At 52.8% G+C, this 21,727-nt stretch carries 21 protein-coding genes; 12 read left to right on the top strand and 9 right to left on the bottom strand.

Annotation, left to right across the window (positions count from 1 at the left end):
• Positions 1-247 precede the first annotated feature (247 nt).
• From glpA to sseL, 4 genes are all read left to right on the top strand, one after another.
• Entirely contained in the window at positions 248-1,876 is a 1,629-nt protein-coding gene (gene glpA, locus K8W53_RS07750) for an anaerobic glycerol-3-phosphate dehydrogenase subunit A (RefSeq protein WP_023195766.1), read from the top strand.
• Positions 1,866-3,125, top strand: a complete 1,260-nt coding sequence (gene glpB, locus K8W53_RS07745) for a glycerol-3-phosphate dehydrogenase subunit GlpB (RefSeq protein WP_023224210.1) — start codon at positions 1,866-1,868, stop codon at positions 3,123-3,125. The genes glpA and glpB overlap by 11 nt, the downstream gene beginning before the upstream one ends.
• Positions 3,122-4,312 (top strand): anaerobic glycerol-3-phosphate dehydrogenase subunit GlpC, encoded by a 1,191-nt coding sequence (gene glpC / locus K8W53_RS07740; RefSeq protein WP_001285726.1) that lies wholly within the window; start codon positions 3,122-3,124, stop codon positions 4,310-4,312. Before glpB ends, glpC begins: the two co-directional genes overlap by 4 nt.
• Positions 4,313-4,737: 425 nt before the next feature.
• On the top strand, positions 4,738-5,760 hold the full coding sequence (gene sseL / locus K8W53_RS07735; protein WP_023224211.1) for an SPI-2 type III secretion system effector deubiquitinase SseL: 1,023 nt from the start codon (positions 4,738-4,740) through the stop codon (positions 5,758-5,760).
• Positions 5,761-5,993: 233 nt separating this feature from the next.
• On the opposite strand, the gene K8W53_RS07730 is transcribed toward sseL, so the two are convergent.
• The 7 genes from K8W53_RS07730 to K8W53_RS07700 form a co-directional block, all read right to left on the bottom strand.
• Positions 5,994-6,170, bottom strand: coding sequence for a competence damage-inducible protein A (locus K8W53_RS07730; RefSeq protein WP_023203574.1), 177 nt, complete (start codon positions 6,168-6,170; stop codon positions 5,994-5,996).
• Between the two features lie 5 nt (positions 6,171-6,175).
• Positions 6,176-6,979: a 2-keto-3-deoxy-L-rhamnonate aldolase gene (gene yfaU / locus K8W53_RS07725; RefSeq protein ID WP_000992941.1), complete on the bottom strand. Its 804-nt coding sequence runs from the start codon at positions 6,977-6,979 to the stop codon at positions 6,176-6,178.
• 25 nt (positions 6,980-7,004) lie between these two features.
• Positions 7,005-8,294 (bottom strand): MFS transporter, encoded by a 1,290-nt coding sequence (locus K8W53_RS07720; RefSeq protein ID WP_000028931.1) that lies wholly within the window; start codon positions 8,292-8,294, stop codon positions 7,005-7,007.
• 55 nt (positions 8,295-8,349) lie between these two features.
• Positions 8,350-9,555 carry an L-rhamnonate dehydratase gene (rhmD, locus tag K8W53_RS07715; RefSeq protein ID WP_001530644.1) on the bottom strand — a complete coding sequence of 402 codons (1,206 nt, stop codon included), beginning with the start codon at positions 9,553-9,555 and terminating at the stop codon, positions 8,350-8,352.
• 13 nt (positions 9,556-9,568) lie between these two features.
• On the bottom strand, positions 9,569-10,351 hold the full coding sequence (locus tag K8W53_RS07710) for an IclR family transcriptional regulator (RefSeq protein ID WP_000894173.1): 783 nt from the start codon (positions 10,349-10,351) through the stop codon (positions 9,569-9,571).
• Positions 10,352-10,600: 249 nt separating this feature from the next.
• Entirely contained in the window at positions 10,601-11,797 is a 1,197-nt protein-coding gene (locus tag K8W53_RS07705) for a nicotinamide mononucleotide deamidase-related protein YfaY (protein ID WP_023223908.1), read from the bottom strand.
• Between the two features lie 114 nt (positions 11,798-11,911).
• Positions 11,912-12,454, bottom strand: coding sequence for a YfaZ family protein (locus tag K8W53_RS07700; protein WP_001670658.1), 543 nt, complete (start codon positions 12,452-12,454; stop codon positions 11,912-11,914).
• Positions 12,455-12,732: 278 nt separating this feature from the next.
• Here K8W53_RS07700 and nudI point away from each other — a divergent pair, with 278 nt between their 5' ends.
• On the top strand, positions 12,733-13,158 hold the full coding sequence (nudI, locus tag K8W53_RS07695) for a nucleoside triphosphatase NudI (protein ID WP_001249905.1): 426 nt from the start codon (positions 12,733-12,735) through the stop codon (positions 13,156-13,158).
• 44 nt (positions 13,159-13,202) lie between these two features.
• Here nudI and pmrG read toward each other — a convergent pair whose 3' ends face one another.
• A complete protein-coding gene (pmrG, locus tag K8W53_RS07690; protein ID WP_000879258.1) occupies positions 13,203-13,808 on the bottom strand; it encodes a lipopolysaccharide core heptose(II)-phosphate phosphatase PmrG in 606 nt (201 codons plus the stop codon).
• A gap of 298 nt (positions 13,809-14,106) precedes the next feature.
• On the opposite strand from pmrG, the gene arnB reads away from it, so the two are divergent.
• Genes arnB through arnF form a run of 7 tightly spaced genes read left to right on the top strand, consistent with a single transcriptional unit; the run spans position 14,107 to position 21,459 of the window.
• Positions 14,107-15,246: a UDP-4-amino-4-deoxy-L-arabinose aminotransferase gene (arnB, locus tag K8W53_RS07685; protein ID WP_052939450.1), complete on the top strand. Its 1,140-nt coding sequence runs from the start codon at positions 14,107-14,109 to the stop codon at positions 15,244-15,246.
• A gap of 2 nt (positions 15,247-15,248) precedes the next feature.
• Entirely contained in the window at positions 15,249-16,232 is a 984-nt protein-coding gene (gene arnC, locus K8W53_RS07680) for an undecaprenyl-phosphate 4-deoxy-4-formamido-L-arabinose transferase (protein ID WP_000458893.1), read from the top strand.
• Complete coding sequence (gene arnA, locus K8W53_RS07675; protein WP_052939451.1) at positions 16,229-18,211, top strand: bifunctional UDP-4-amino-4-deoxy-L-arabinose formyltransferase/UDP-glucuronic acid oxidase ArnA; 1,983 nt, start codon at positions 16,229-16,231, stop codon at positions 18,209-18,211. The genes arnC and arnA overlap by 4 nt, the downstream gene beginning before the upstream one ends.
• A complete protein-coding gene (arnD, locus tag K8W53_RS07670) occupies positions 18,208-19,107 on the top strand; it encodes a 4-deoxy-4-formamido-L-arabinose-phosphoundecaprenol deformylase (RefSeq protein WP_000169760.1) in 900 nt (299 codons plus the stop codon). The genes arnA and arnD overlap by 4 nt, the downstream gene beginning before the upstream one ends.
• On the top strand, positions 19,104-20,750 hold the full coding sequence (gene arnT, locus K8W53_RS07665; RefSeq protein WP_052939452.1) for a lipid IV(A) 4-amino-4-deoxy-L-arabinosyltransferase: 1,647 nt from the start codon (positions 19,104-19,106) through the stop codon (positions 20,748-20,750). The genes arnD and arnT overlap by 4 nt, the downstream gene beginning before the upstream one ends.
• Entirely contained in the window at positions 20,747-21,082 is a 336-nt protein-coding gene (arnE, locus tag K8W53_RS07660) for a 4-amino-4-deoxy-L-arabinose-phosphoundecaprenol flippase subunit ArnE (RefSeq protein WP_000580685.1), read from the top strand. Before arnT ends, arnE begins: the two co-directional genes overlap by 4 nt.
• A complete protein-coding gene (gene arnF / locus K8W53_RS07655) occupies positions 21,082-21,459 on the top strand; it encodes a 4-amino-4-deoxy-L-arabinose-phosphoundecaprenol flippase subunit ArnF (RefSeq protein ID WP_000538692.1) in 378 nt (125 codons plus the stop codon). The genes arnE and arnF overlap by 1 nt, the downstream gene beginning before the upstream one ends.
• Here the strand turns inward: arnF and pmrD are convergent.
• Positions 21,454-21,711, bottom strand: coding sequence for a signal transduction protein PmrD (gene pmrD, locus K8W53_RS07650; protein WP_000455132.1), 258 nt, complete (start codon positions 21,709-21,711; stop codon positions 21,454-21,456). The genes arnF and pmrD overlap by 6 nt on opposite strands.
• Between the last annotated feature and the right edge of the window lie 16 nt (positions 21,712-21,727).

The following is a 21,727-nucleotide window of genomic DNA, read 5'->3' as shown; positions in this document are numbered from 1 at the left end:
TATTTAGAGGTAAACACCGCAGTTCGTTCAAACAACCCCGCTGCTCCCAGTGTGGCCGGGATGTTAAGTAAAGATACGTCACGTTAATGTGAATTACAGCACATATTGTTACAGATTTATGACTAATGTTCAGAAAGGCGCACGAAATCACGTTTCATTTTCGAATAGTGAGCGATTATGCGCGAAATCAAACATTCCATATGATTTGTATGGCTAAATGATAAAAAACGAACTGTGAGGAAAAACAATGAAAACTCGCGACTCGCAAGCAAGTGACGTGATTATCATTGGCGGGGGAGCAACAGGCGCAGGGATCGCCCGCGACTGCGCGCTGCGCGGTTTACGTGTCGTTCTGGTGGAGCGGCATGATATAGCGACCGGCGCGACCGGGCGTAACCACGGGCTGCTGCACAGCGGAGCTCGTTATGCGGTTACCGACGCGGAATCCGCGCGCGAGTGCATTAGTGAAAACCAGATTTTAAAACGGATCGCCCGCCATTGCGTCGAACCGACGGATGGTCTGTTTATTACGTTGCCGGAAGATGATCTTGCGTTTCAGGCCACCTTTATTCGCGCCTGTGAAGCGGCAGGCATTCGCGCTGAAGCCATCGATCCGCAGCAGGCTCGCATCATCGAACCTTCCGTTAACCCTGCGCTCATCGGTGCGGTAAAAGTGCCGGATGGCACCGTGGACCCTTTCCGCCTTACCGCCGCCAATATGCTGGATGCCAGAGAACATGGCGCAATCGTGTTAACGGCGCATGAAGTGACCGGGCTCATTCGTGAAGGCGCAACGGTCTGCGGCGTCCATGTGCGCAACCATCTCACTGGCGAAACCCAGACGCTTCACGCGCCGGTGGTGGTCAATGCGGCAGGTATCTGGGGGCAACGGATCGCCGAATACGCCGACCTGAGTATTCGCATGTTCCCGGCGAAAGGCTCGCTGTTGATCATGGACCATCGGATCAACCAGCATGTCATTAACCGCTGCCGGAAACCATCGGATGCCGACATTCTGGTACCTGGCGATACGATTTCACTGATCGGCACCACCTCTACCCATATTGATTACAATGAGATAGACAGCAACCGCGTCACCGCAGATGAAGTCGATATCCTGCTGCGTGAAGGGGAAAAACTGGCCCCTGTCATGGCGAAGACGCGTATTCTGCGCGCGTATTCCGGCGTCCGCCCGCTGGTGGCCAGCGATGACGATCCCAGCGGTCGTAACGTCAGCCGCGGTATTGTGTTGTTCGACCACGCCGAACGCGACGGGCTTGATGGCTTCATTACCATTACCGGCGGGAAGCTAATGACTTACCGCCTGATGGCGGAATGGGCGACCGATGCCGTGTGCCGCAAGTTGGGCAATACTCGCCCCTGCATCACGGCGGATACGCCGTTGCCTGGCTCAAAAGAGTCTACGGAACATACGCTGAAACGCATTATCTCGCTTCCCGCGCCGCTACGCGGATCGGCGGTTTATCGGCATGGCGATCGCACGCCGGGGTGGCTGAGCGAAGGCCGCCAACACCGTAGCCTGGTCTGTGAATGTGAGGCCGTCACGGCGGGGGAAGTGCAGTATGCCGTCGAAAACTTAACCGTGAATAGCCTGCTGGATCTGCGCCGTCGCACCCGCGTAGGGATGGGCACTTGCCAGGGCGAGCTATGCGCCTGCCGCGCGGCCGGGCTATTGCAGCGTTTTAATGTGACGACCGCGGCGCAATCTATTACGCAACTCTCTGAATTTCTGAATGAGCGCTGGAAAGGCGTACAACCTGTCGCCTGGGGAGACGCGCTGCGCGAAAGCGAATTCACGCGCTGGGTTTATCAGGGATTATGCGGTCTGGAGAAGGAGCACCAGGATGAAATTTGATACGGTTATTATGGGCGGCGGTCTCGCCGGTTTGCTATGCGGACTGCAACTCCAGCAGCATGGATTACGCTGCGCCATCGTCACCCGCGGACAAAGCGCGCTGCATTTTTCCTCCGGCTCGCTGGATCTACTCAGCGCCCTGCCCGACGGCCAACCGGTAACCGACATTACTGCCGGGCTTGATGCGCTGCGCCGCCAGGCGCCTGAACATCCTTATTCGCGTTTAGGCGCGCAAAAAGTCCTTACGCTGGCGCAACAGGCGCAAACGCTACTTAACGCCAGCGGCGCGCAGTTATACGGCGACGTACAGCAGGCGCACCAGCGTGTCACGCCGCTTGGCACATTGCGTTCAACCTGGCTTAGCTCGCCGGAAGTACCGGTCTGGCCGTTATCCGCACAGCGAATTTGCGTCGTCGGCGTTAGCGGATTACTGGATTTCCAGGCGCACCTTGCGGCAGCGTCGCTGCGCCAACGCGACCTCAACGTGGAAACCGCAGAAATCGACCTTCCGGAACTGGACGTACTGCGTGATAACCCGACGGAATTTCGCGCGGTCAATATTGCGCGTCTGCTTGATAACGAAGAAAAATGGCCACTGCTGTACGACGCGCTGTCGCCAATAGCGACAAACTGCGACATGATCATCATGCCCGCCTGTTTCGGGCTGGCGAACAATACGCTGTGGCGCTGGCTTAACGAACGTCTGCCCTGCGCGCTCACGCTGCTGCCGACGCTGCCGCCATCGGTGCTCGGTATTCGTCTGCACAATCAGCTCCAGCGCCAGTTTGTTCGTCAGGGCGGCATCTGGATGCCGGGCGATGAAGTGAAGAAAGTCACCTGCCGTCGCGGTACCGTGAGCGAAATATGGACCCGCAACCATGCCGATATCCCACTGCGCCCGCGTTTTGCCGTACTTGCCAGCGGTAGCTTCTTTAGTAGCGGTCTGGTTGCCGAGCGTGAAGGGATCCGCGAACCTATTTTAGGGCTCGACGTACAGCAAACGGCCACCCGCGCCGAATGGTATCAACAACATTTCTTCGACCCACAGCCCTGGCAGCAGTTTGGCGTCGTGACGGATGACGCTTTCCGCCCCTCCCTTGCGGGCAACACGGTAGAAAATCTGTATGCAATAGGTTCTGTGCTGGCGGGATTCGATCCTATAGCTGAGGGATGCGGCGGCGGCGTCTGCGCAGTCAGCGCCCTCCAGGCCGCGCACCATATCGCTGAGCGTGCAGGAGAACAGCAATGAGCGACACACGTTTTGAAAGTTGTATTAAATGTACGGTGTGCACCACCGCGTGCCCGGTCAGCCGCGTTAATCCTGGCTACCCTGGCCCTAAACAGGCCGGACCGGATGGCGAACGCCTGCGTCTGAAAGACGGCGCACTGTATGATGAGGCGCTGAAATATTGCATTAACTGCAAACGGTGTGAGGTCGCCTGTCCGTCGGACGTGAAGATTGGCGATATCATCCAGCGCGCCCGCGCGAAATACGATACGACGCGCCCGTCATTGCGTAACTTTATTCTCAGCCATACCGATCTGATGGGCAGCGTTTCAACGCCGTTCGCGCCGGTGGTCAATACCGCCACCGCATTAAAGCCAGTGCGCCAGTTGCTTGATTACGCGCTCAAAATCGATCATCGCCGCACCTTACCAAAATACTCTTTCGGCACCTTCCGCCGCTGGTATCGTAGCGTGGCGGCGCAGCAGGCTAAATACAAAGATCAGGTCGCCTTTTTCCATGGCTGTTTTGTGAATTACAACCATCCGCAGCTCGGAAAAGATCTGATTAAGGTGCTGAACGCAATGGGTACCGGAGTACAGTTATTGAGTAAAGAGAAGTGTTGCGGCGTACCGCTGATCGCTAACGGTTTTACGGATAAAGCTCGCAAGCAGGCTATCAGCAATGTAGAGTCGCTACGCGAGGCGATTGCCGTCAAAGGTATTCCGGTCATCGCCACGTCATCCACCTGTACGTTTGCGTTGCGCGATGAATATCCTGAAGTGCTGGACGTGGACAACGCCGGGCTGCGCGAACATATCGAGCTGGCCACCCGCTGGCTATGGCGCAAACTGGATGCCGGGAAAACGCTGCCGCTTAATCCTTTGCCGCTGAAAGTGGTCTACCATACGCCGTGTCATATGGAAAAAATGGGCTGGACGCTTTACACGCTTGAATTATTGCGGCAAATTCCGGGGCTTGAATTGACGGTACTTGATTCACAGTGCTGCGGCATTGCCGGTACGTATGGATTTAAAAAGGAAAACTATCCGACATCACAGTCCATCGGCGCGCCGCTGTTCCGCCAGATTGAAGAGAGCGGCGCCGACATTGTCGTCACCGATTGTGAAACCTGTAAGTGGCAAATTGAGATGTCTACAAGCAAACGCTGCGAACATCCCATTACGCTACTGGCCCAAGCGCTCGGCTAAGTAAAAAGCGCCGGAGCCCCTCCGGCGCTATTACCCTACTCACCAGGGCCGATTTTCCATCAGACATATACCCTTCATACTTCAAGTTGCTTATGTATTGGCTACGGATTATTTTGGGTATAAACGCGGATGTCTCTTTGCAATAACCTGCCCTATTTGGTTAACCATGACCGCTAACCCATGGTGGCATGACAGATAACGACGTTACTGTGTATAGAGCAATATCTCTTGTATCGACGCGTTACCAGCCCCCTTTAAAGAGGGGGATAACTGAATATCCCCAATAATAATTGAGTGTTATGTGAATAATAAGAAAATCAGGTCTATGCCTGATTTAATATATCCCCCACTAATAATAATATTTTTACAAATAATTATACATGACATCATATTCGCTACTTTCACCTATCAGGAAACAGAGCAAAATGAATATATGTGTAAATTCACTTTACCGATTGAGCACACCGCAATTTCACAGCCTATATGCAGGAGAGGTGAGCGATGAGACGCTTGCGTTGTTGCTTAGCTCAGTAGAGAACGGTGATCAGAATTGTATTGATCTGTTATGCAATCTTGCGTTACGCAACGATGACCTGGGACATAGAGTTGAGAAATTTCTTTTTGAATTCTTTAGCGGAAAAAGATCGGGCTCACCAGATATAGATAAAAAAATCAATCAGGCTTGCCTTGTATTACATCAAATTGCCAATAACGATATAACAAAAAATAATACTGAGTGGAAAAAGCTACATACCCCTTCCAGATTACTTTATATGGCCGGTTCCGCGACAACCGACCTTTCTAAAAAAATAGAAATAGCACATAAAATTATGGGCAACCAGTTCGCTCAGACAGATAAAGAACAGGTTGGAGTTGAAAATCTTTGGTGTGGTGTGCGAATGATGTCTTCAGATGAGTTGGCAGCTGCAACGCAAGGTCTGGTTCAAGAATCACCTTTTCTCTCGGTAAACTATCCCATTGGGCTTATTCATCCTACCACCAAAGAAAATATATTAAGCACTCAGCTACTTGAAAAGATTGCTCAATCAGGATTATGTGAAAATGAAATCTTTCTGATAAATACAGGAGATCACTGGCTTCTCTGTTTATTTTATAAACTTGCAGAAAAAATAAAATGTCTCATATTTAACAGTTATCATGATTTAAATGAAAATACTAAGCAAGAGATTATAGAAGCAGCAAAGATTGCAGGTATATCAGAAAGCGATGAGGTTAATTTTATCGAAATTAATTTACAGAATAATGTACCCAACGGCTGTGGTCTATTTTGTTACCATACAATTCAACTCTTATTGAATGCCGGGCAAAACGATCCTGCTACCACACTACGAGAATTTGCGGAAAATTTCTTAACGCTTTCAGTAGAGGAACAAACACTATTTAACACCCAAACCCGGCGACAAATATATGAATACAGTCTCCAGTAATGGTGAGTACTTAGAGCCTATCCCATTAGGCTATTTTATTCGCCATTTTGGGACCGGGCAGTGCTCAAAATCCTCACGTACTACGTGTACGCTCCGGTTTCTGCACGCTGGCCGGCCCCAAACTGGCTTCAACAATTACGCCTGGTGGGATAGGCTCTTATCCTGAAATGATGCTCTGCGAAGAATTTATAAGTATATAAGGGTGGGAAGGCCAGGCCTTCCCACTAAAAGTTCTATGCCGTCAATGATTCAACCACGTCTATCCAGCCATGCTCGCTGGTAATGTCCTCGCCATTAAGCCAGCGGCGCAGCATATTTAGCGCCATCACCGCACAGACCTCCTGACGTATTGCCAGACTATACCGATTGGCGCTAAAACGCACGCGTAAGGCATACGTGCCATCCGGCATTTTTCTCAATAACTACGTTTTGCCGTGCTTACTGACTGAACAGATTTAAACATCGCCAACCTGCTGTCCAGCGCCTCGGTGTAGAGCATCGTATCTACCCCGACCGCGACAAAATTCGCGCCCCACGCCAGACATTTCTGCGCCATTGCCGGATCGACCGCCAAAAAACCCGCCGCTTTTCCGGCGGCGCGAATACGATAAATACACGCTTCAATGATCCGCTGCACTTCCGGGTGTCCGGCATTATCGGGGTAACCCAATGAAGCAGAGAGATCTGCCGGACCGATAAAGACGCCATCAATGCCTTCAACCTCCAGAATCGCGTCAAGGTTTTCCAGCGCCACTTTGCTTTCAACCTGCACCAACAGGCAGAGCGACTCATTGGCCTGTGCCATATAGTTGTCGATTCTCCCCCAGCGCGCCGCACGCGCCACGCTCGCGCCAACGCCTCGTTGCCCCAACGGCGGGTATCGGGTAGCGGAAACGACCTGGCGCGCCTGTTCTGCGGTGTCAACCATCGGGATCAGTAGCGTTTGCGCCCCGATGTCCAGTACCTGTTTAATGAGCGCTTTACTTCCCTCGATCGGGCGAATCACCGGCTGGCTGGCATATGGGGCGATGGCCTGTAACTGATGATACAAGTCCTGCACCGTATTAGGCGCGTGCTCGCCATCTATTAACAACCAGTCATAACCCGACGTCGCCGCAATCTCCGCCATATAAGAGGTGGTTGAACTGAGCCACAAACCAATTTGCGTATCCCCTTTACGTAATCCTTCTTTAAAAGGATTTGATAACAATGCGTTCATAGCGATCCTTACAACGTAGATAAGATTAATGATGCGCAGCGCCGGATTGCGCCACCGGACGATTAACGCTCAGCGTGAAGATAATTAATGAGCCAATGATGGCGACTCCGGCCAGCGTCAGCAGGCCCGCCGCATCGCTGGCAAACAACGTTTCCGCTTTTACGCGCAGAATTGGGGCAATAAAACCGCCCACAGCGCCAAACAGATTAACGAAACCAATTCCTGCCGCCAGAGCCGTACCGGAAAGTAGCTGCGTCGGCATGGTCCAGAATACGGGCTGAACGGCAATAAATCCTACTGCTGCAACACAGAGCGCCAGAATAGCGAGCACCGGAGAAACCAGACCTGACAGGCCAATGCCAATGCCCGCAGCCAGTAGCGTCACTGCCGCAACGTTACGGCGATCGCCGGTACGGTCGGAGTAGCGAGGAATAAGCCATGTGCCAAGCAAAGCCGCCACCCAGGGAACCGCTGTTACCACCGAAGCGGTAAAGCCCACTTTAGTGCCCAATAGCGCGGCAACCTGGGTCGGCAGGAAAAAGATGAGTCCGTATACCGCCACCTGAATCGTCAGATAAATAATAGCCAGTTGCCAGACGCGTCCATTACGCAGCGCATCCGCAAGCCTTGACGTGACCTTTTTCTCTTCTTCGCTCGCCAGTTGCCTGATAAGCGCGTTCTTTTCTTCCAGGCTAAGAAAACGCGCCTGCTGCGGAGTGTCATCAAGCCAGAAAAAGGTGAATATCCCTGCGCCAATCGCCAGTAGGCCTTCGATAACGAACATCCAGAACCATCCCGGGTGCCCCATAAAACCATGCATCTCCAGCAGAGCGCCGGAGAGCGGCGAACCCAACGTTAACGCCAGCGGCGCGCCCATATAAAATAGCCCCATAATGCTGGCACGGTTACGCTGCGGGAACCATTGTGAAGTTAGATAGATCATGCCGGGGAAAAATCCAGCCTCCGCCGCGCCCAATAGCGTGCGGATTATCAGAAATTTTGCTTCACTATCCGCCCAGGCCATCGCAGCAGAGAGAAAGCCCCACAGCAGGGTAGTCGTGCCGATCCAGGTTCTTGCGCCAAATTTGCGCATCAGCAGGTTAGCCGGTACGCCAAGGAAAGCGTAAACCACAAAGAAAATACCGGCCCCTAGCGCGTAGGCTTCATTACTTAGCCCGGTATCTATCTGATAGGTCTCTTTGGCAAAACCAATATTTGAACGATCCAGAAACGCCAGTACATACAGCGCCAACATAAAAGGAATTAAACGTGCGCGGTTTTTCTTCACTACGCCGTCAAGTAAAGTGATGCTCATAGCAATATCCTCAACAGGATGAGGGCGTTGCCGTACAAAGGCAACGCACGAGTTATTAGTGGCTATAAGGGCGTTTCAAGTGACAGTCACGGTTAAGCTCGACGCCGAAGCCCGGCTTATCCAGCACTGATTTATGGATGCGTCCATTCACCGGCACCGGCTCATCCAGGAGAATCGGGTCAAATTGCGGACGCAGGGTGGAGCAGTCCGGGCTGGTCATCAGGAACTCGCTGAAAGGGGTATTAGTGAAAGTAATAACTGCATGGTGCGAATAGACAGACGAACCGTGCGGCACCACCAGTTGCCCGCGCGATTTGGCAAGCGCGGCGATCTCAACCAGCGTGGTTAATCCGCCGCACCAGCCAACATCCGGCTGCATAATATCAATGCCGGTTTCTGCCAGAGTGCGGAAGGATTGCAGCGTACCATGGTGTTCGCCGCTGGTAACCATCATCCCTGCAGGCGCGTTGCGTTTTAATTCGCGATAGCCTTCATACTGCTGCGGCGGCAGACACTCTTCAATCCATTTGAGATTAAATGGCGCACAGGCGTGAGCCAGTTTAGTCGCATAGTTCACATCCTGACTCATCCAGCAGTCGAGCATCAGCCAGAAATCCGGCCCGCACTTTTCACGCATATCCGCCACCATCGCGGCATCTTTACGGATCCCCGCATCACCATCGTGCGGTCCCCAGTGAGTCGGCATTTTACCGCCGATAAAGCCCATTTCTTTAGCCAGATCCGGGCGTGCGCCGGTGGCGTAAAACTGAATTTCATCGCGTACCGCTCCGCCCAGCAATTTATAAACCGGCAGCCCAACCACCTTGCCAAACAGATCCCACAGCGCCAGATCCACACAGGAAATCGTGTTCATCACCAGACCGCCGGAACCGGAGTAGTACATGGTCGCGCCGAGCATCTGATCGTGAATAAGTTTGATATCGCTTACGCATTTGCCTTCAATAAACCGGTTAAGATGTTTTTCTACGATAAAACAGCCCATCTCCCCTGCTGTCGAAACGGCGAACCCCGTCTGCCCATTTTCCGCCTCTACTTCGACGATCAGCGTCCCTAACACGTTGATCCCAAAAGACTGACGAGACTGCTCATAGTCGCGATATTTGCTCATGGGAGTGGCGATATGGTCATCAATCCAGTGATTTCCTCCCTGGTCGTGATAATCCCCGCCGCCAGCCCCTTTCTCTGCGGTAGCGCCCCCAATAAACCAGGCTCGAACGTGTTTAATTTTAGGAAGAGTCATAATATTCTCCATTTTAAGATGCGAGTGAGTCGAAGGGACTTTTCCATCCCAACAGGCGTGAAATATCTTTGGCACAGGCAATAGCTTTACCGGCCAAATAATCAAGATTCTCTTCGTTGATTTGCAGGCGTGTGCCGACCACTGAAATTGCCGCGGTCAGTTCGTTTCTGGCATTAAATACCGGTGCGGCAACGCAGCGGACATCCGGATAATCCTCCCCGTTATCAAAGCTCCATCCACGCTGGCGAATGCGTTCCAGCTCATCATTCAATTGTTGCGGCTCGGTGATGGTGGTCAGCGTGGCTCGCTCCCATACCATTTTTTCAATAATGGCTTTGCGTACGGCGGCCGGCTGCCATGCCAGCAGGCATTTGCCGATGCCGGAACGATAAAGAGAGAGGCTTTTCCCCTCATGCGAGCGCACGCTGATAGTGGATGAGGATTCCACTTTCAGTATGTAATACGCATTTTCGTGGTCAATGATCCCCAAGTGACACAGCAGCCCGGTTTCATCCATCAGTTGTGTTAGACGAGGACGCGCCAGCTCCCGCAGATCCATCTTGCTGAGCGCATGACCCGACAATTCAACGAGCTTAGTCCACAGGCAGTAGTTCTCCTGATGATCGAGGCTAATAAATCGCTGACGTTTTAATTCATTCAACAGCAGGTACGCGGTGCTTTTTGGAATACGCAGCGTTTCAATAATGATTGCCGCGCTGCATGGGCCAATACGCGCGATCAAATTGAGGATGTCGATTGCGCGAGTAAGAGCCGGGACTTTACTTGATTCCAACATATTGGACTCCAGTCTGAGACACTGGAATCAGTGTGAAAGGTCAGCAGGGAAAAAATTGTGAAGCGCGTCAAAGCTTATCCGCCTTCCAACGGAGTGGAAGGGTTAACCATATAAATGTGAATTAACGCACGTATTACTTTGTATTCAGTACAATTGGCTGGACAAAAAAGCAGATAATATTGCCGGATAATGGCATAGCGGCCTTATCCGGCTCACGATGTCGTTCCCATCGCAGATAAGAGAAAGGGATTATGATGTCAATGATTCAACCACGTCTATCCAGCCATGCTCGCTGATAATGTCCTCGCCATTAAGCCAGCGGCGCAGCATATTTAGCGCCATCATCGCGCAGACCTCCTGACGTATTGCCAGACTATACCGATTGGCGCTAAAACGCACGCGTAAGGCATACGTGCCATCCGGCGTCGCCAGCGCGAAATTAAGATGTTCGTTTTCCAGCCCCGACACGGCCAGCGCCAGACCGGCATAATGATTGCTGCGCCGTTCTGTCGTCCAGTGCGCCGTTTGCGCCAGCGTCTCTTCCTGAGAAGGAACGACTTCACTGGCAAGAACAGGCGCCCCGGCGCGGGAAAGCTGTAGCGCCAGTAAACCGCTGGTGTATTGCTCGCTCAACGTCAGACTCAACTGCCTTTCCTGCAGTCGGCGGGCTATTTGCGCCGGCAGGTTTTCCGTACCTTCGAAAATCAGACTCTGCCCGGCAACCCGTTTGACCTCTGGCCATAACGCCAGCATCGCCTCCCGTTGCGTCGCCGGGCCGGTCAATTTCAGTTCAATGATCGGCATTGATGAGCGATACCCCATCGTCACGCCGGGCGGCAACGGCAGTAAATCGAGACGCTGCGCGAGGTCACTTTCTGAACGTCCAAAAGTCGTTAACCGCAGGCAAAGCGGCGGCTCCGGCAGCGAAAAACGCGCGCGTAACCGCGGTAAGATTTCCTTCTCCACCATAACCTTAAATTCCGACGGTACGCCGGGGGTGAAAAACATCAGGCAGCGGTTGAGCTGTAGCGCAAATCCACAGGCCGTGCCGACCGGATTATTAATAAACTCCGCGCTGGCAGGCAGTTCCGCCTGTTTACGGTTGCTCGGCGCCATCACGCGACCGCGCTGCTGAAAGTAACGTTCCATTTCGGTCAGCCACGCCTGGTGTAGTACTAATCCTTCGCCTTTTGCCGTTGCCGCGGCGAGCGCGCTTAAATCATCGCTGGTCGGCCCTAACCCGCCATTAACAATCAAAACATCAGCATGTTGACTGCGTTCACGCAAGATAGCGACCAGACTGTCCAGATTATCGCCTACCGTATTTCGCCGTGATAACGGAACGCCCTGATGAAAGAAAAAATCAGCCAGCCAGGCGGCATTGGTGTCAACGATTTGTCCGTGCAACACCTCATCCCCGGTGGATAGCATTTCCACATTTAGCATTGTGTTCTCCTGCTCTTATGATGAAAACACTATAACGCAAAGAGGAATAGGACGTGGAAAGAAGAATGACGGGAAAAGGAGGAATATGGCGCGACGATTGCCGCGCCGTTAGCATCAAAAGCTGGCGTTTACGCCAACATAAGGGCCGTCAGCAATCGCATTATCGCGGTTGCCGTCTTTACCCGCCAGGTTCAGGTAACGATAACCGGCTTCAATGCTCAGCGGGCGCATAATGGTGAAACGCGCGCCTGCATTCGCTTCTTCATAACTGTCGATACCGCTGGACAGCGAATCTGGTGAATAATAATACTCGCCGAACAGACGGAAGCTGTTGCCGATTTTCCATTGTAGCCCACCGCCGACAGCCGCCGCATAGCCTTCATCGCTGTCTTTCGGATTGGTATAAATACCTTTACCGCCTACCGTCGCCAGCAGCGGTCCCACCGGAATGTTCAGCCCCAGACCCACGCCCGCAGCATCGCCATCATCATCGTTGTGCATCCAGTTGCCGCTTAGCGCCAGTCCCGTCGATTCCGTACCAAAACCCACGCCAATGTTGGTGTAATCTTCGCCCGCCTGGCCGCTAATACTGATGGCCTGCGCCGATGCAGAAACGAACAGCATTCCGGCAAAACCTAATAATATGCTTTTTTTCATTTTTACCCTTTCCAGCAAGCACATAAAGAAAAACTCCCCAAAACGGCAGAATTGTACTGCCAGACGCTGAGGAATCAATGCACTAAGAAACCATTCCAAAAACATATTGTAACGAAATACTACTTTCGCCATGACGCATCATTGCGCCATCACATGGCGACGCCTGCATCAACAAAATTAACAAAAAACGCAGTCTGCGTTATCGCTTCCATTTTTCACAAAGAATTTCGCAGAACGATTTGTTAAGCTGATGACCTGGTGGTTTAAGGAAGCGACTTATGCGTCAACGAACTATAGTTTGCCCATTAATTCAAAATGATGGCTGTTATCTGCTGTGCAAAATGGCCGACAACCGCGGCGTCTTTCCCGGTCAGTGGGCGCTGTCGGGCGGCGGGGTCGAGCCGGGCGAACGCATTGAAGAGGCGCTGCGTCGGGAGGTTCGGGAAGAACTCGGCGAACAACTGATTCTGAGCGATATTACGCCGTGGACCTTCCGCGACGATATCCGCGTTAAAACCTACGCTGATGGCAGACAAGAAGAGATTTATATGATTTATCTCATCTTCGACTGTGTTTCCGCTAATCGCGATATATGTATTAACGACGAATTTCAGGACTACGCCTGGGTCAAGCCAGAAGAACTGGCGCTGTATGATTTGAATGTAGCGACACGCCACACATTAGCATTGAAAGGGTTATTATAATGACGACAGCCGCTTCAGGCTGTCTTTACGCTTTTAACATGCGGCTAGCCGGGAACAAATTCACCATCTAAAAAGAGTTTTCCGTTTTCCGCATGCATAACGAGCGCATTAAGATAGTCCGGATCAAACTTTACGCCGCGCTTATTTTTTGCAATATACGTTAAACAATGATTATGGGTAAAAATGACTATATTTTTATTCTGCGACTTTTTCAGTAACGTATTGATTGAAGCATAAATACCGCTGCCGCAATCCATCATTTTTTTATCCACCGTAAGCGACCTGCCCGCAGAAAACCAGGTTGCCGACTGGATGGTGCGCACCGTATTACTGGAATAGAGATTGTAATTTTGTATATCGGCACTAAAGGCTTTACCCAGCGCTCTGGCATCTTGCGCACCGTTGACCGTAATCCCCGTGCTGTCTGACAGGCAGGTATTATCGGAACGATCGCACCGCTCGGCATGGCGGAATAACACGACTACCGGATGCTGCTTCGCCAGCGCCGCCAGCGCTTTACCGTTAATCTGCGGTAGACCGTTACCACTCCAGGCATGTTGTGAGGTCAACCCGGCGATAATAACCAACGCCCCCGCCAGAGTCGCGAGATAGCGTTTGTTTTTAATAAAGCGTAGGGTAAATGCCAGCACATTAACCTCTCAGGCAGACAGTGCAGCTAACTTAATAGCAATACGATTAAAATGAAATTCCGCAACGGAAGACCAGGCCAGAAACATAAAAACAGCTTTTGGGCATGCATAAAATGCCTTAAACTTTCGGCGAAAGCAAAGCATAATTCCGTTAAAAATTATCTTTTTACTTCACCTTAATTTCTTAATGTTAATTTAATATTCATCCAGTAGGGTTCAGCTAAATGCGTTAAAAAATAAGCCCTTTTCTATTGCCGAAATATTTGAAAAGCGGCTTTCAATGGCTGAAGGAAAAATGATGTCGGACTTTTTGCCTTTCTCCCGTCCGGCGATGGGCGCGGAAGAGCTCGCTGCCGTTAAGACCGTACTGGACTCAGGTTGGATAACAACCGGCCCGAAAAATCAGGAACTGGAAGCGGCGTTTTGTCGGCTAACTGGCAATCAATATGCTGTTGCCGTCAGTTCAGCCACTGCCGGTATGCACATCGCGTTGATGGCGCTGGGCATTGGTGAAGGCGACGAGGTCATTACACCGTCAATGACGTGGGTTTCTACGCTAAATATGATCGTTTTACTCGGCGCGAACCCCGTCATGGTCGATGTCGATCGCGATACGCTGATGGTCACGCCTGAACATATCGAAGCCGCGATTACGCCACAAACCAAAGCAATTATCCCCGTCCACTACGCTGGCGCGCCCGCCGATCTGGACGCTATTTACGCTCTTGGCGAGCGTTATGGCATTCCAGTGATTGAAGACGCGGCGCACGCGACAGGAACCAGCTACAAAGGTCGCCACATTGGCGCCCGGGGCACCGCGATTTTCTCCTTCCACGCCATTAAGAACATTACTTGCGCTGAAGGCGGTATCGTCGTCACGGATAACCCGCAATTCGCCGATAAACTGCGCAGTCTCAAGTTTCACGGGCTTGGCGTTGATGCCTGGGATCGGCAGAGCGGAGGACGCGCGCCACAAGCGGAAGTCCTGGCGCCGGGCTACAAATATAATTTGCCCGACCTCAACGCCGCTATCGCGCTTGTTCAGTTACAGAAACTGGATGCGCTTAACGCTCGACGCGCCGCCATCGCAGCGCAGTACCACCAGGCAATGGCAGACCTGCCTTTTCAGCCTCTGAGCCTTCCGGCGTGGGAACATATTCACGCCTGGCATTTATTCATTATCCGGGTCGATGAAGCCCGCTGCGGTATTACCCGGGATGCTCTGATGGCATCGCTGAAAACGAAAGGCATCGGCACAGGGCTGCATTTCCGCGCCGCGCATACGCAAAAATATTATCGCGAACGTTTCCCAACGCTCACGCTGCCTGACACCGAGTGGAACAGCGAGCGGATCTGCTCACTGCCGCTCTTCCCGGACATGACCGAGAGTGACTTTGATCGGGTCATTACCGCCCTTCATCAGATAGCAGGACAATAAGCATGTTTGACGCCGCCCCCATAAAAAAAGTCTCGGTGGTTATTCCTGTCTATAACGAACAGGAAAGCCTGCCGGAATTGATAAGACGCACCACCACCGCCTGCGAGAGTCTGGGCAAAGCGTGGGAGATTTTATTGATAGATGATGGTAGCAGCGATAGCTCGGCGGAGCTGATGGTTAAGGCGTCCCAGGAGGCCGATAGCCATATCATCTCTATTTTACTCAACCGTAACTACGGTCAACATGCAGCGATTATGGCGGGGTTTAGCCATGTAAGCGGCGATCTTATCATTACGCTGGATGCCGATCTGCAAAACCCGCCGGAAGAGATCCCACGTCTGGTGGCGAAAGCCGATGAAGGGTTCGATGTGGTAGGCACTGTGCGCCAGAACCGACAGGACAGCCTGTTTCGCAAATCGGCGTCAAAAATCATTAATCTACTGATCCAGCGCACAACGGGCAAAGCGATGGGCGATTACGGCTGCATGTTACGCGCCTATCGCCGCCCTATTATCGATACCATGTTGCGCTGCCATGAACGCAGCACCTTTATCCCTATTCTGGCCAACATTTTCGCTCGTCGGGCTACCGAGATCCCGGTGCATCACGCTGAACGTGAATTTGGCGACTCTAAATACAGTTTTATGCGTCTCATTAACCTGATGTATGACCTGGTGACCTGCCTGACGACGACGCCGCTGCGCCTGTTGAGCCTGCTGGGTAGCGTTATCGCCATCGGCGGGTTTAGCCTGTCGGTATTGCTTATTGTACTTCGCCTGGCGCTGGGACCGCAGTGGGCGGCGGAAGGCGTATTTATGCTCTTTGCCGTTCTGTTTACCTTCATCGGCGCGCAATTCATCGGTATGGGACTGCTGGGCGAATACATCGGTCGCATTTATAACGATGTCCGCGCCCGCCCCCGTTATTTTGTTCAACAAGTTATCTACCCGGAAAGCACGCCGTTTACTGAGGAAAGTCACCAATGAAAGCCGTTATTTTTGCCTATCACGATATGGGATGTCAGGGCGTGCAGGCCGTACTGGATGCCGGGTATGAGATTGCCGCGATTTTTACTCATGCCGACAATCCTGCGGAAAACACCTTTTTTGGCTCCGTCTCCCGGCTGGCGGCAGAATTAGGGATTCCGGTTTATGCGCCGGATAACGTAAACCATCCTATCTGGGTCGACCGCATCGCTGAGCTTGCGCCGGATATTATTTTTTCGTTCTATTACCGCAACCTGTTAAGCGAAGAAATTCTGCACCTCGCCCCGGCTGGCGCGTTCAATCTGCACGGTTCTCTATTGCCTGCCTATCGTGGCCGTGCGCCGCTAAACTGGGTTCTGGTTAACGGCGAAAGCGAAACGGGCGTAACGCTGCATCGTATGGTCAAACGTGCCGACGCCGGAGAGATTGTCGCCAGTCAACGCGTCGCTATTGCGCAGGACGATGTTGCGCTTACCCTGCATCATAAGCTATGTCAGGCCGCGCGCCAGTTGCTTAATAGCATCCTGCCCACCATGAAATGCGGCGATATACCTTCTGTTCCCCAGCGTGAGTCTGACGCTACGTATTATGGTCGCCGCAGGCCGGAAGATGGCCTTATCGACTGGCACAAACCGGTTTCCACGGTGCATAACCTGGTGCGGGCGGTAGCCGCCCCCTGGCCCGGCGCGTTCAGCTATAACGGCTCGCAAAAATTCACTATCTGGTCTTCCCGAATTTGTCCGGATGCGCAGGGCGCGCTTCCCGGCTCGGTAATTTCGGTCTCTCCGCTGCGGGTCGCCTGCGCCGATGGCGCGCTGGAGATTATTACCGGCCAGGCCGGAGACGGTATTACTGTACAGGGCTCGCAGCTTGCACAGACGCTTGGTCTGGTGGCGGGCGCGCGTTTGAACCGTCCACCAGCGACCAGCGGTAAACGTCGCATTCGCGTTCTCATCCTCGGCGTCAACGGTTTTATCGGCAATCATTTGACCGAACGGTTACTGAATGAAGAGAATTACGAGGTCTACGGTATGGATATCGGCAGCAACGCCATTAGCCGATTCCTGCTCCACCCTCGCTTTCATTTCGTGGAGGGAGATATCAGCATCCACTCAGAATGGATCGAATATCATGTCAAAAAATGCGATGTCGTACTGCCGCTGGTAGCAATTGCTACCCCGATTGAATACACCCGCAACCCGCTGCGCGTCTTTGAACTTGATTTTGAAGAAAACCTGCGGATTATCCGTTATTGCGTAAAATACCGTAAACGCGTGGTTTTTCCGTCTACCTCTGAAGTGTACGGCATGTGTACGGACGCCTCTTTTGACGAGGACAAATCGAATCTGATCGTCGGGCCGGTGAATAAGCCGCGCTGGATTTACTCCGTTTCCAAACAGCTTCTCGACCGGGTGATTTGGGCTTATGGCGAAAAAGAGGGATTGCGCTTCACGCTTTTCCGTCCCTTTAACTGGATGGGACCGCGGCTGGATAGCCTGAACGCGGCGCGTATCGGCAGTTCACGCGCGATAACGCAGTTGATTCTGAATCTGGTAGAAGGGACGCCGATAAAGCTTATCGACGGCGGTCAGCAGAAGCGCTGTTTCACCGATATTCGTGACGGGGTCGAAGCATTATTCCGCATTATTGTGAATGATGGCGATCGGTGCGATGGCAAAATCATTAATATCGGCAATCCTGACAACGAAGCCAGTATTCAGGAACTGGCGACGCTGTTGCTCGACAGTTTTGATAAGCATCCACTGCGCTGCCATTTCCCACCGTTTGCCGGTTTCCAGGTCGTCGAAAGCCGTAGTTATTACGGCAAGGGTTATCAGGATGTCGCACACCGGAAACCCAGTATCGACAATGCCAGGCGCTGTCTGGGCTGGGAACCGTCTATTGCGATGCGTGATACGGTTGAAGAAACGCTGGACTTCTTTCTGCGTAGCGTAGATATCGCGGAACGCGCATCATGACGAAAGTCGGTTTACGCATTGATGTTGATACCTTGCGAGGAACGCGTGAAGGTGTTCCCCGGCTGCTGGCGACATTGCATCGCCACGGCGTTCAGGCCAGCTTTTTCTTCAGCGTCGGGCCGGACAATATGGGACGTCATCTTTGGCGTCTGATAAAACCGCGATTTTTATGGAAAATGCTACGTTCAAACGCCGCTTCGCTCTACGGCTGGGATATCCTGCTGGCCGGTACCGCCTGGCCGGGAAAAAATATCGGCAACGCCAATGCCGGGATTATTCGTGAAACGGCAACATACCATGAGACGGGACTACATGCCTGGGATCACCATGCGTGGCAGACTCACAGCGGCCACTGGAGTATCCGCCAGCTTGAAGAAGATATTGCGCGCGGCATAACGGCGCTTGAGGCCATTATCGGAAAACCCGTCACCTGCTCAGCCGCGGCCGGCTGGCGAGCGGATGGGCGCGTTGTTCGTGCGAAAGAGCCGTTCAACCTGCGGTATAACAGCGATTGCCGTGGAACCACCTTATTCCGTCCGCTACTGATGCCGGGCCAGACAGGGACGCCGCAAATCCCCGTCACCTTACCCACATGGGATGAGGTTATCGGCCCCGCCGTTCAGGCGCAGTCGTTCAATACCTGGATTATCTCTCGTATGTTGCAGGACAAAGGCACGCCGGTATATACCATCCATGCGGAAGTCGAAGGTATTGTCCATCAGCCGCTGTTTGAAGATTTGCTCGTTCGTGCACGTGACGCGGGGATCACCTTTTGTCCTCTGGGCGAACTGCTGCCGACATCGCCTGAGTCTCTGCCGTTGGGGCAAATTGTACGTGGACACATCCCTGGCCGTGAAGGTTGGCTGGGGTGCCAACAGGCAGCGAGCGCCTCATGATGAAATCGATACGCTATTATCTGGCTTTCGCCGCATTTATCGCGCTCTACTATGTTATTCCTGTCAATAGCCGCCTGCTCTGGCAGCCGGATGAAACGCGCTATGCCGAAATAAGTCGGGAGATGCTGGCGTCTGGCGACTGGATCGTGCCGCATTTTCTGGGATTACGTTATTTTGAAAAACCGATAGCCGGTTACTGGATAAACTGTCTGGGTCAGTGGCTTTTTGGCGCTACCAATTTTGGCGTGCGGGCTGGCGCTATTTTAACGACATTGCTGGCTGCAGCGCTGGTGGCGTGGCTGACGTTCCGCTTATGGCGGGATAAACGTACCGCGTTGCTCGCCTCCGTTATCTTTCTCTCCCTCTTTGCCGTTTACAGTATCGGGACGTATGCGGCACTCGACCCGATGATCGCGCTTTGGCTTACGGCCGGGATGTGTTGTTTCTGGCAGGGGATGCAGGCCACGACCCGAACGGGCAAGATTGGGATGTTTTTGCTACTGGGCGCAACCTGCGGTCTGGGTGTATTAACTAAAGGGTTCCTCGCCCTGGCCGTACCGGTGGTGAGCGTGCTGCCGTGGGTTATTGTTCAGAAACGCTGGAAGGACTTTTTGCTATACGGCTGGCTGGCGGTCTTGAGCTGCTTTGTGGTTGTCCTTCCCTGGGCGATCGCCATTGCGCGACGCGAAGCCGATTTCTGGCATTACTTTTTCTGGGTGGAGCATATCCAGCGATTCGCCATGAGCGATGCCCAGCATAAAGCCCCTTTCTGGTACTATCTGCCGGTACTGCTCGCGGGAAGTTTACCGTGGCTGGGGTTACTGCCTGGCGCGCTTAAACTGGGCTGGCGCGAGCGAAACGGCGCATTCTATTTGCTCGGATGGACGATCATGCCGCTTCTCTTTTTCAGCATTGCGAAAGGGAAACTGCCCACCTATGTTCTTTCCTGTTTCGCACCGATAGCGATACTCATGGCGCGCTTCGTCCTGCATAACGTAAAAGAAGGCGTCGCCGCGCTGCGTGTCAACGGCGGGATCAACCTGGTGTTCGGGTTAGTCGGGATCGTCGCAGCGTTTGTCGTCTCCTCATGGGGCCCGCTGAAATCGCCGGTGTGGACGCATATCGAAACCTATAAAGTGTTTTGCGTCTGGGGCGTCTTTACTGTTTGGGCGTTTGTGGGCTGGTATAGCCTCTGTCATAGCCCAAAATACCTATTACCCGCGTTTTGTCCGCTGGGACTGGCGCTGCTGTTCGGCTTTTCCATCCCCGACAGGGTGATGGAGTCCAAACAGCCACAGTTTTTTGTCGAAATGACCCAGGCGCCTTTGGCATCAAGCCGCTATATTCTTGCCGACAACGTCGGCGTCGCCGCCGGTCTGGCCTGGAGTCTGAAACGAGACGATATTATGCTCTACGGGCACGCGGGCGAACTCAGGTATGGTCTTAGCTATCCTGATGTACAGGATAAATTCGTTAAAGCCGACAATTTTAACGCCTGGCTCAACCAGCATCGTCAGGAGGGCATTATTACGCTAGTACTTTCAATAGCCAAAGATGAAGACATCAGCGCTCTTTCCCTTCCCCCTGCGGACAATATTGATTATCAGGGGCGTCTGGTGTTAATTCAGTATCGGCCTAAATGATCGGCGTCGTTCTGGTGCTTGCCAGTCTGCTCAGCGTTGGCGGTCAGCTCTGCCAGAAGCAAGCGACACGGCCATTGACGGCGGGCGGACGCCGCCGTCACCTGATGCTGTGGCTGGGCCTGGCGCTAATATGCATGGGCGCAGCGATGGTGCTGTGGCTGCTGGTGCTACAAACCCTGCCGGTGGGAATTGCTTACCCGATGTTGAGTCTGAATTTTGTCTGGGTCACGCTGGCGGCCTGGAAAATCTGGCATGAACAGGTTCCGCCCCGCCACTGGTTGGGCGTCGCATTGATTATCAGCGGCATTATCATTCTGGGGAGTGCGGCATAATGGGCGTAATGTGGGGACTGATAAGCGTTGCGATTGCCTCCCTCGCCCAGTTGAGTTTAGGATTCGCCATGATGCGGCTGCCATCGATAGCGCATCCACTGGCGTTTATTTCCGGACTGGGCGCATTTAATGCCGCGACCCTGGCGCTATTCGCCGGTTTGGCGGGGTATCTGGTTTCCGTCTTCTGCTGGCATAAAACATTACACACGCTCGCGCTCAGCAAAGCCTATGCGCTACTGAGTCTCAGCTATGTGCTTGTCTGGGTAGCCTCAATGCTGTTACCCGGTTTGCAAGGCGCTTTCAGCCTAAAAGCGATGCTCGGCGTATTGTGTATTATGGCGGGGGTAATGCTGATTTTTCTGCCCGCCAGATCATGATGGCTTGCGCGTCAACCGCTGCCATTCGTCGCAGGAATAACAGCGTGCATCAACGATTTTTAAGGTCTGGTGTTTTTCCCGATTAATACAATACTGCGCATCCTGTAAAGGCGACAGGATATCGCCGGGACTCAGTAATATCATGGAATTCGCCTCGGCGATCATTTTTAGCGAACCGCCGCTATCGCACAGCACCAGAACATGGCACGCCCTCTTTTTGACATAATGCGATTTCTTAACCAACCATTCCATAGCGCCCCCGTTTCAC

It is taken from the genome of Salmonella sp. A29-2, assembly GCF_020150755.1.
Lineage (GTDB): Bacteria > Pseudomonadota > Gammaproteobacteria > Enterobacterales > Enterobacteriaceae > Salmonella > Salmonella enterica.
Note: the sequence above shows the minus strand (reverse complement) of the source record. Positions and strands in the feature narration are given on the sequence as shown.

Bases quoted from the DNA above. Each gene is read 5' to 3' on its own strand.
- arnT (WP_052939452.1), top strand. From the start codon at position 19,104: ATGATGAAATCGATACGCTATTATCTGGCTTTCGCCGCATTTATCGCG.
- rhmD (WP_001530644.1), bottom strand. From the start codon at position 9,555: ATGACTCTTCCTAAAATTAAACACGTTCGAGCCTGGTTTATTGGGGGC.
- arnF (WP_000538692.1), top strand. From the start codon at position 21,082: ATGGGCGTAATGTGGGGACTGATAAGCGTTGCGATTGCCTCCCTCGCC.
- K8W53_RS07720 (WP_000028931.1), bottom strand. From the start codon at position 8,294: ATGAGCATCACTTTACTTGACGGCGTAGTGAAGAAAAACCGCGCACGT.
- arnA (WP_052939451.1), top strand. From the start codon at position 16,229: ATGAAAGCCGTTATTTTTGCCTATCACGATATGGGATGTCAGGGCGTG.
- K8W53_RS07705 (WP_023223908.1), bottom strand. From the start codon at position 11,797: ATGCTAAATGTGGAAATGCTATCCACCGGGGATGAGGTGTTGCACGGA.
- glpA (WP_023195766.1), top strand. From the start codon at position 248: ATGAAAACTCGCGACTCGCAAGCAAGTGACGTGATTATCATTGGCGGG.
- glpC (WP_001285726.1), top strand. From the start codon at position 3,122: ATGAGCGACACACGTTTTGAAAGTTGTATTAAATGTACGGTGTGCACC.
- nudI (WP_001249905.1), top strand. From the start codon at position 12,733: ATGCGTCAACGAACTATAGTTTGCCCATTAATTCAAAATGATGGCTGT.
- arnD (WP_000169760.1), top strand. From the start codon at position 18,208: ATGACGAAAGTCGGTTTACGCATTGATGTTGATACCTTGCGAGGAACG.
- sseL (WP_023224211.1), top strand. From the start codon at position 4,738: ATGAATATATGTGTAAATTCACTTTACCGATTGAGCACACCGCAATTT.
- arnB (WP_052939450.1), top strand. From the start codon at position 14,107: ATGTCGGACTTTTTGCCTTTCTCCCGTCCGGCGATGGGCGCGGAAGAG.
- yfaU (WP_000992941.1), bottom strand. From the start codon at position 6,979: ATGAACGCATTGTTATCAAATCCTTTTAAAGAAGGATTACGTAAAGGG.
- glpB (WP_023224210.1), top strand. From the start codon at position 1,866: ATGAAATTTGATACGGTTATTATGGGCGGCGGTCTCGCCGGTTTGCTA.
- K8W53_RS07730 (WP_023203574.1), bottom strand. From the start codon at position 6,170: ATGCCGGATGGCACGTATGCCTTACGCGTGCGTTTTAGCGCCAATCGG.
- K8W53_RS07710 (WP_000894173.1), bottom strand. From the start codon at position 10,351: ATGTTGGAATCAAGTAAAGTCCCGGCTCTTACTCGCGCAATCGACATC.
- arnE (WP_000580685.1), top strand. From the start codon at position 20,747: ATGATCGGCGTCGTTCTGGTGCTTGCCAGTCTGCTCAGCGTTGGCGGT.
- arnC (WP_000458893.1), top strand. From the start codon at position 15,249: ATGTTTGACGCCGCCCCCATAAAAAAAGTCTCGGTGGTTATTCCTGTC.
- K8W53_RS07700 (WP_001670658.1), bottom strand. From the start codon at position 12,454: ATGAAAAAAAGCATATTATTAGGTTTTGCCGGAATGCTGTTCGTTTCT.
- pmrD (WP_000455132.1), bottom strand. From the start codon at position 21,711: ATGGAATGGTTGGTTAAGAAATCGCATTATGTCAAAAAGAGGGCGTGC.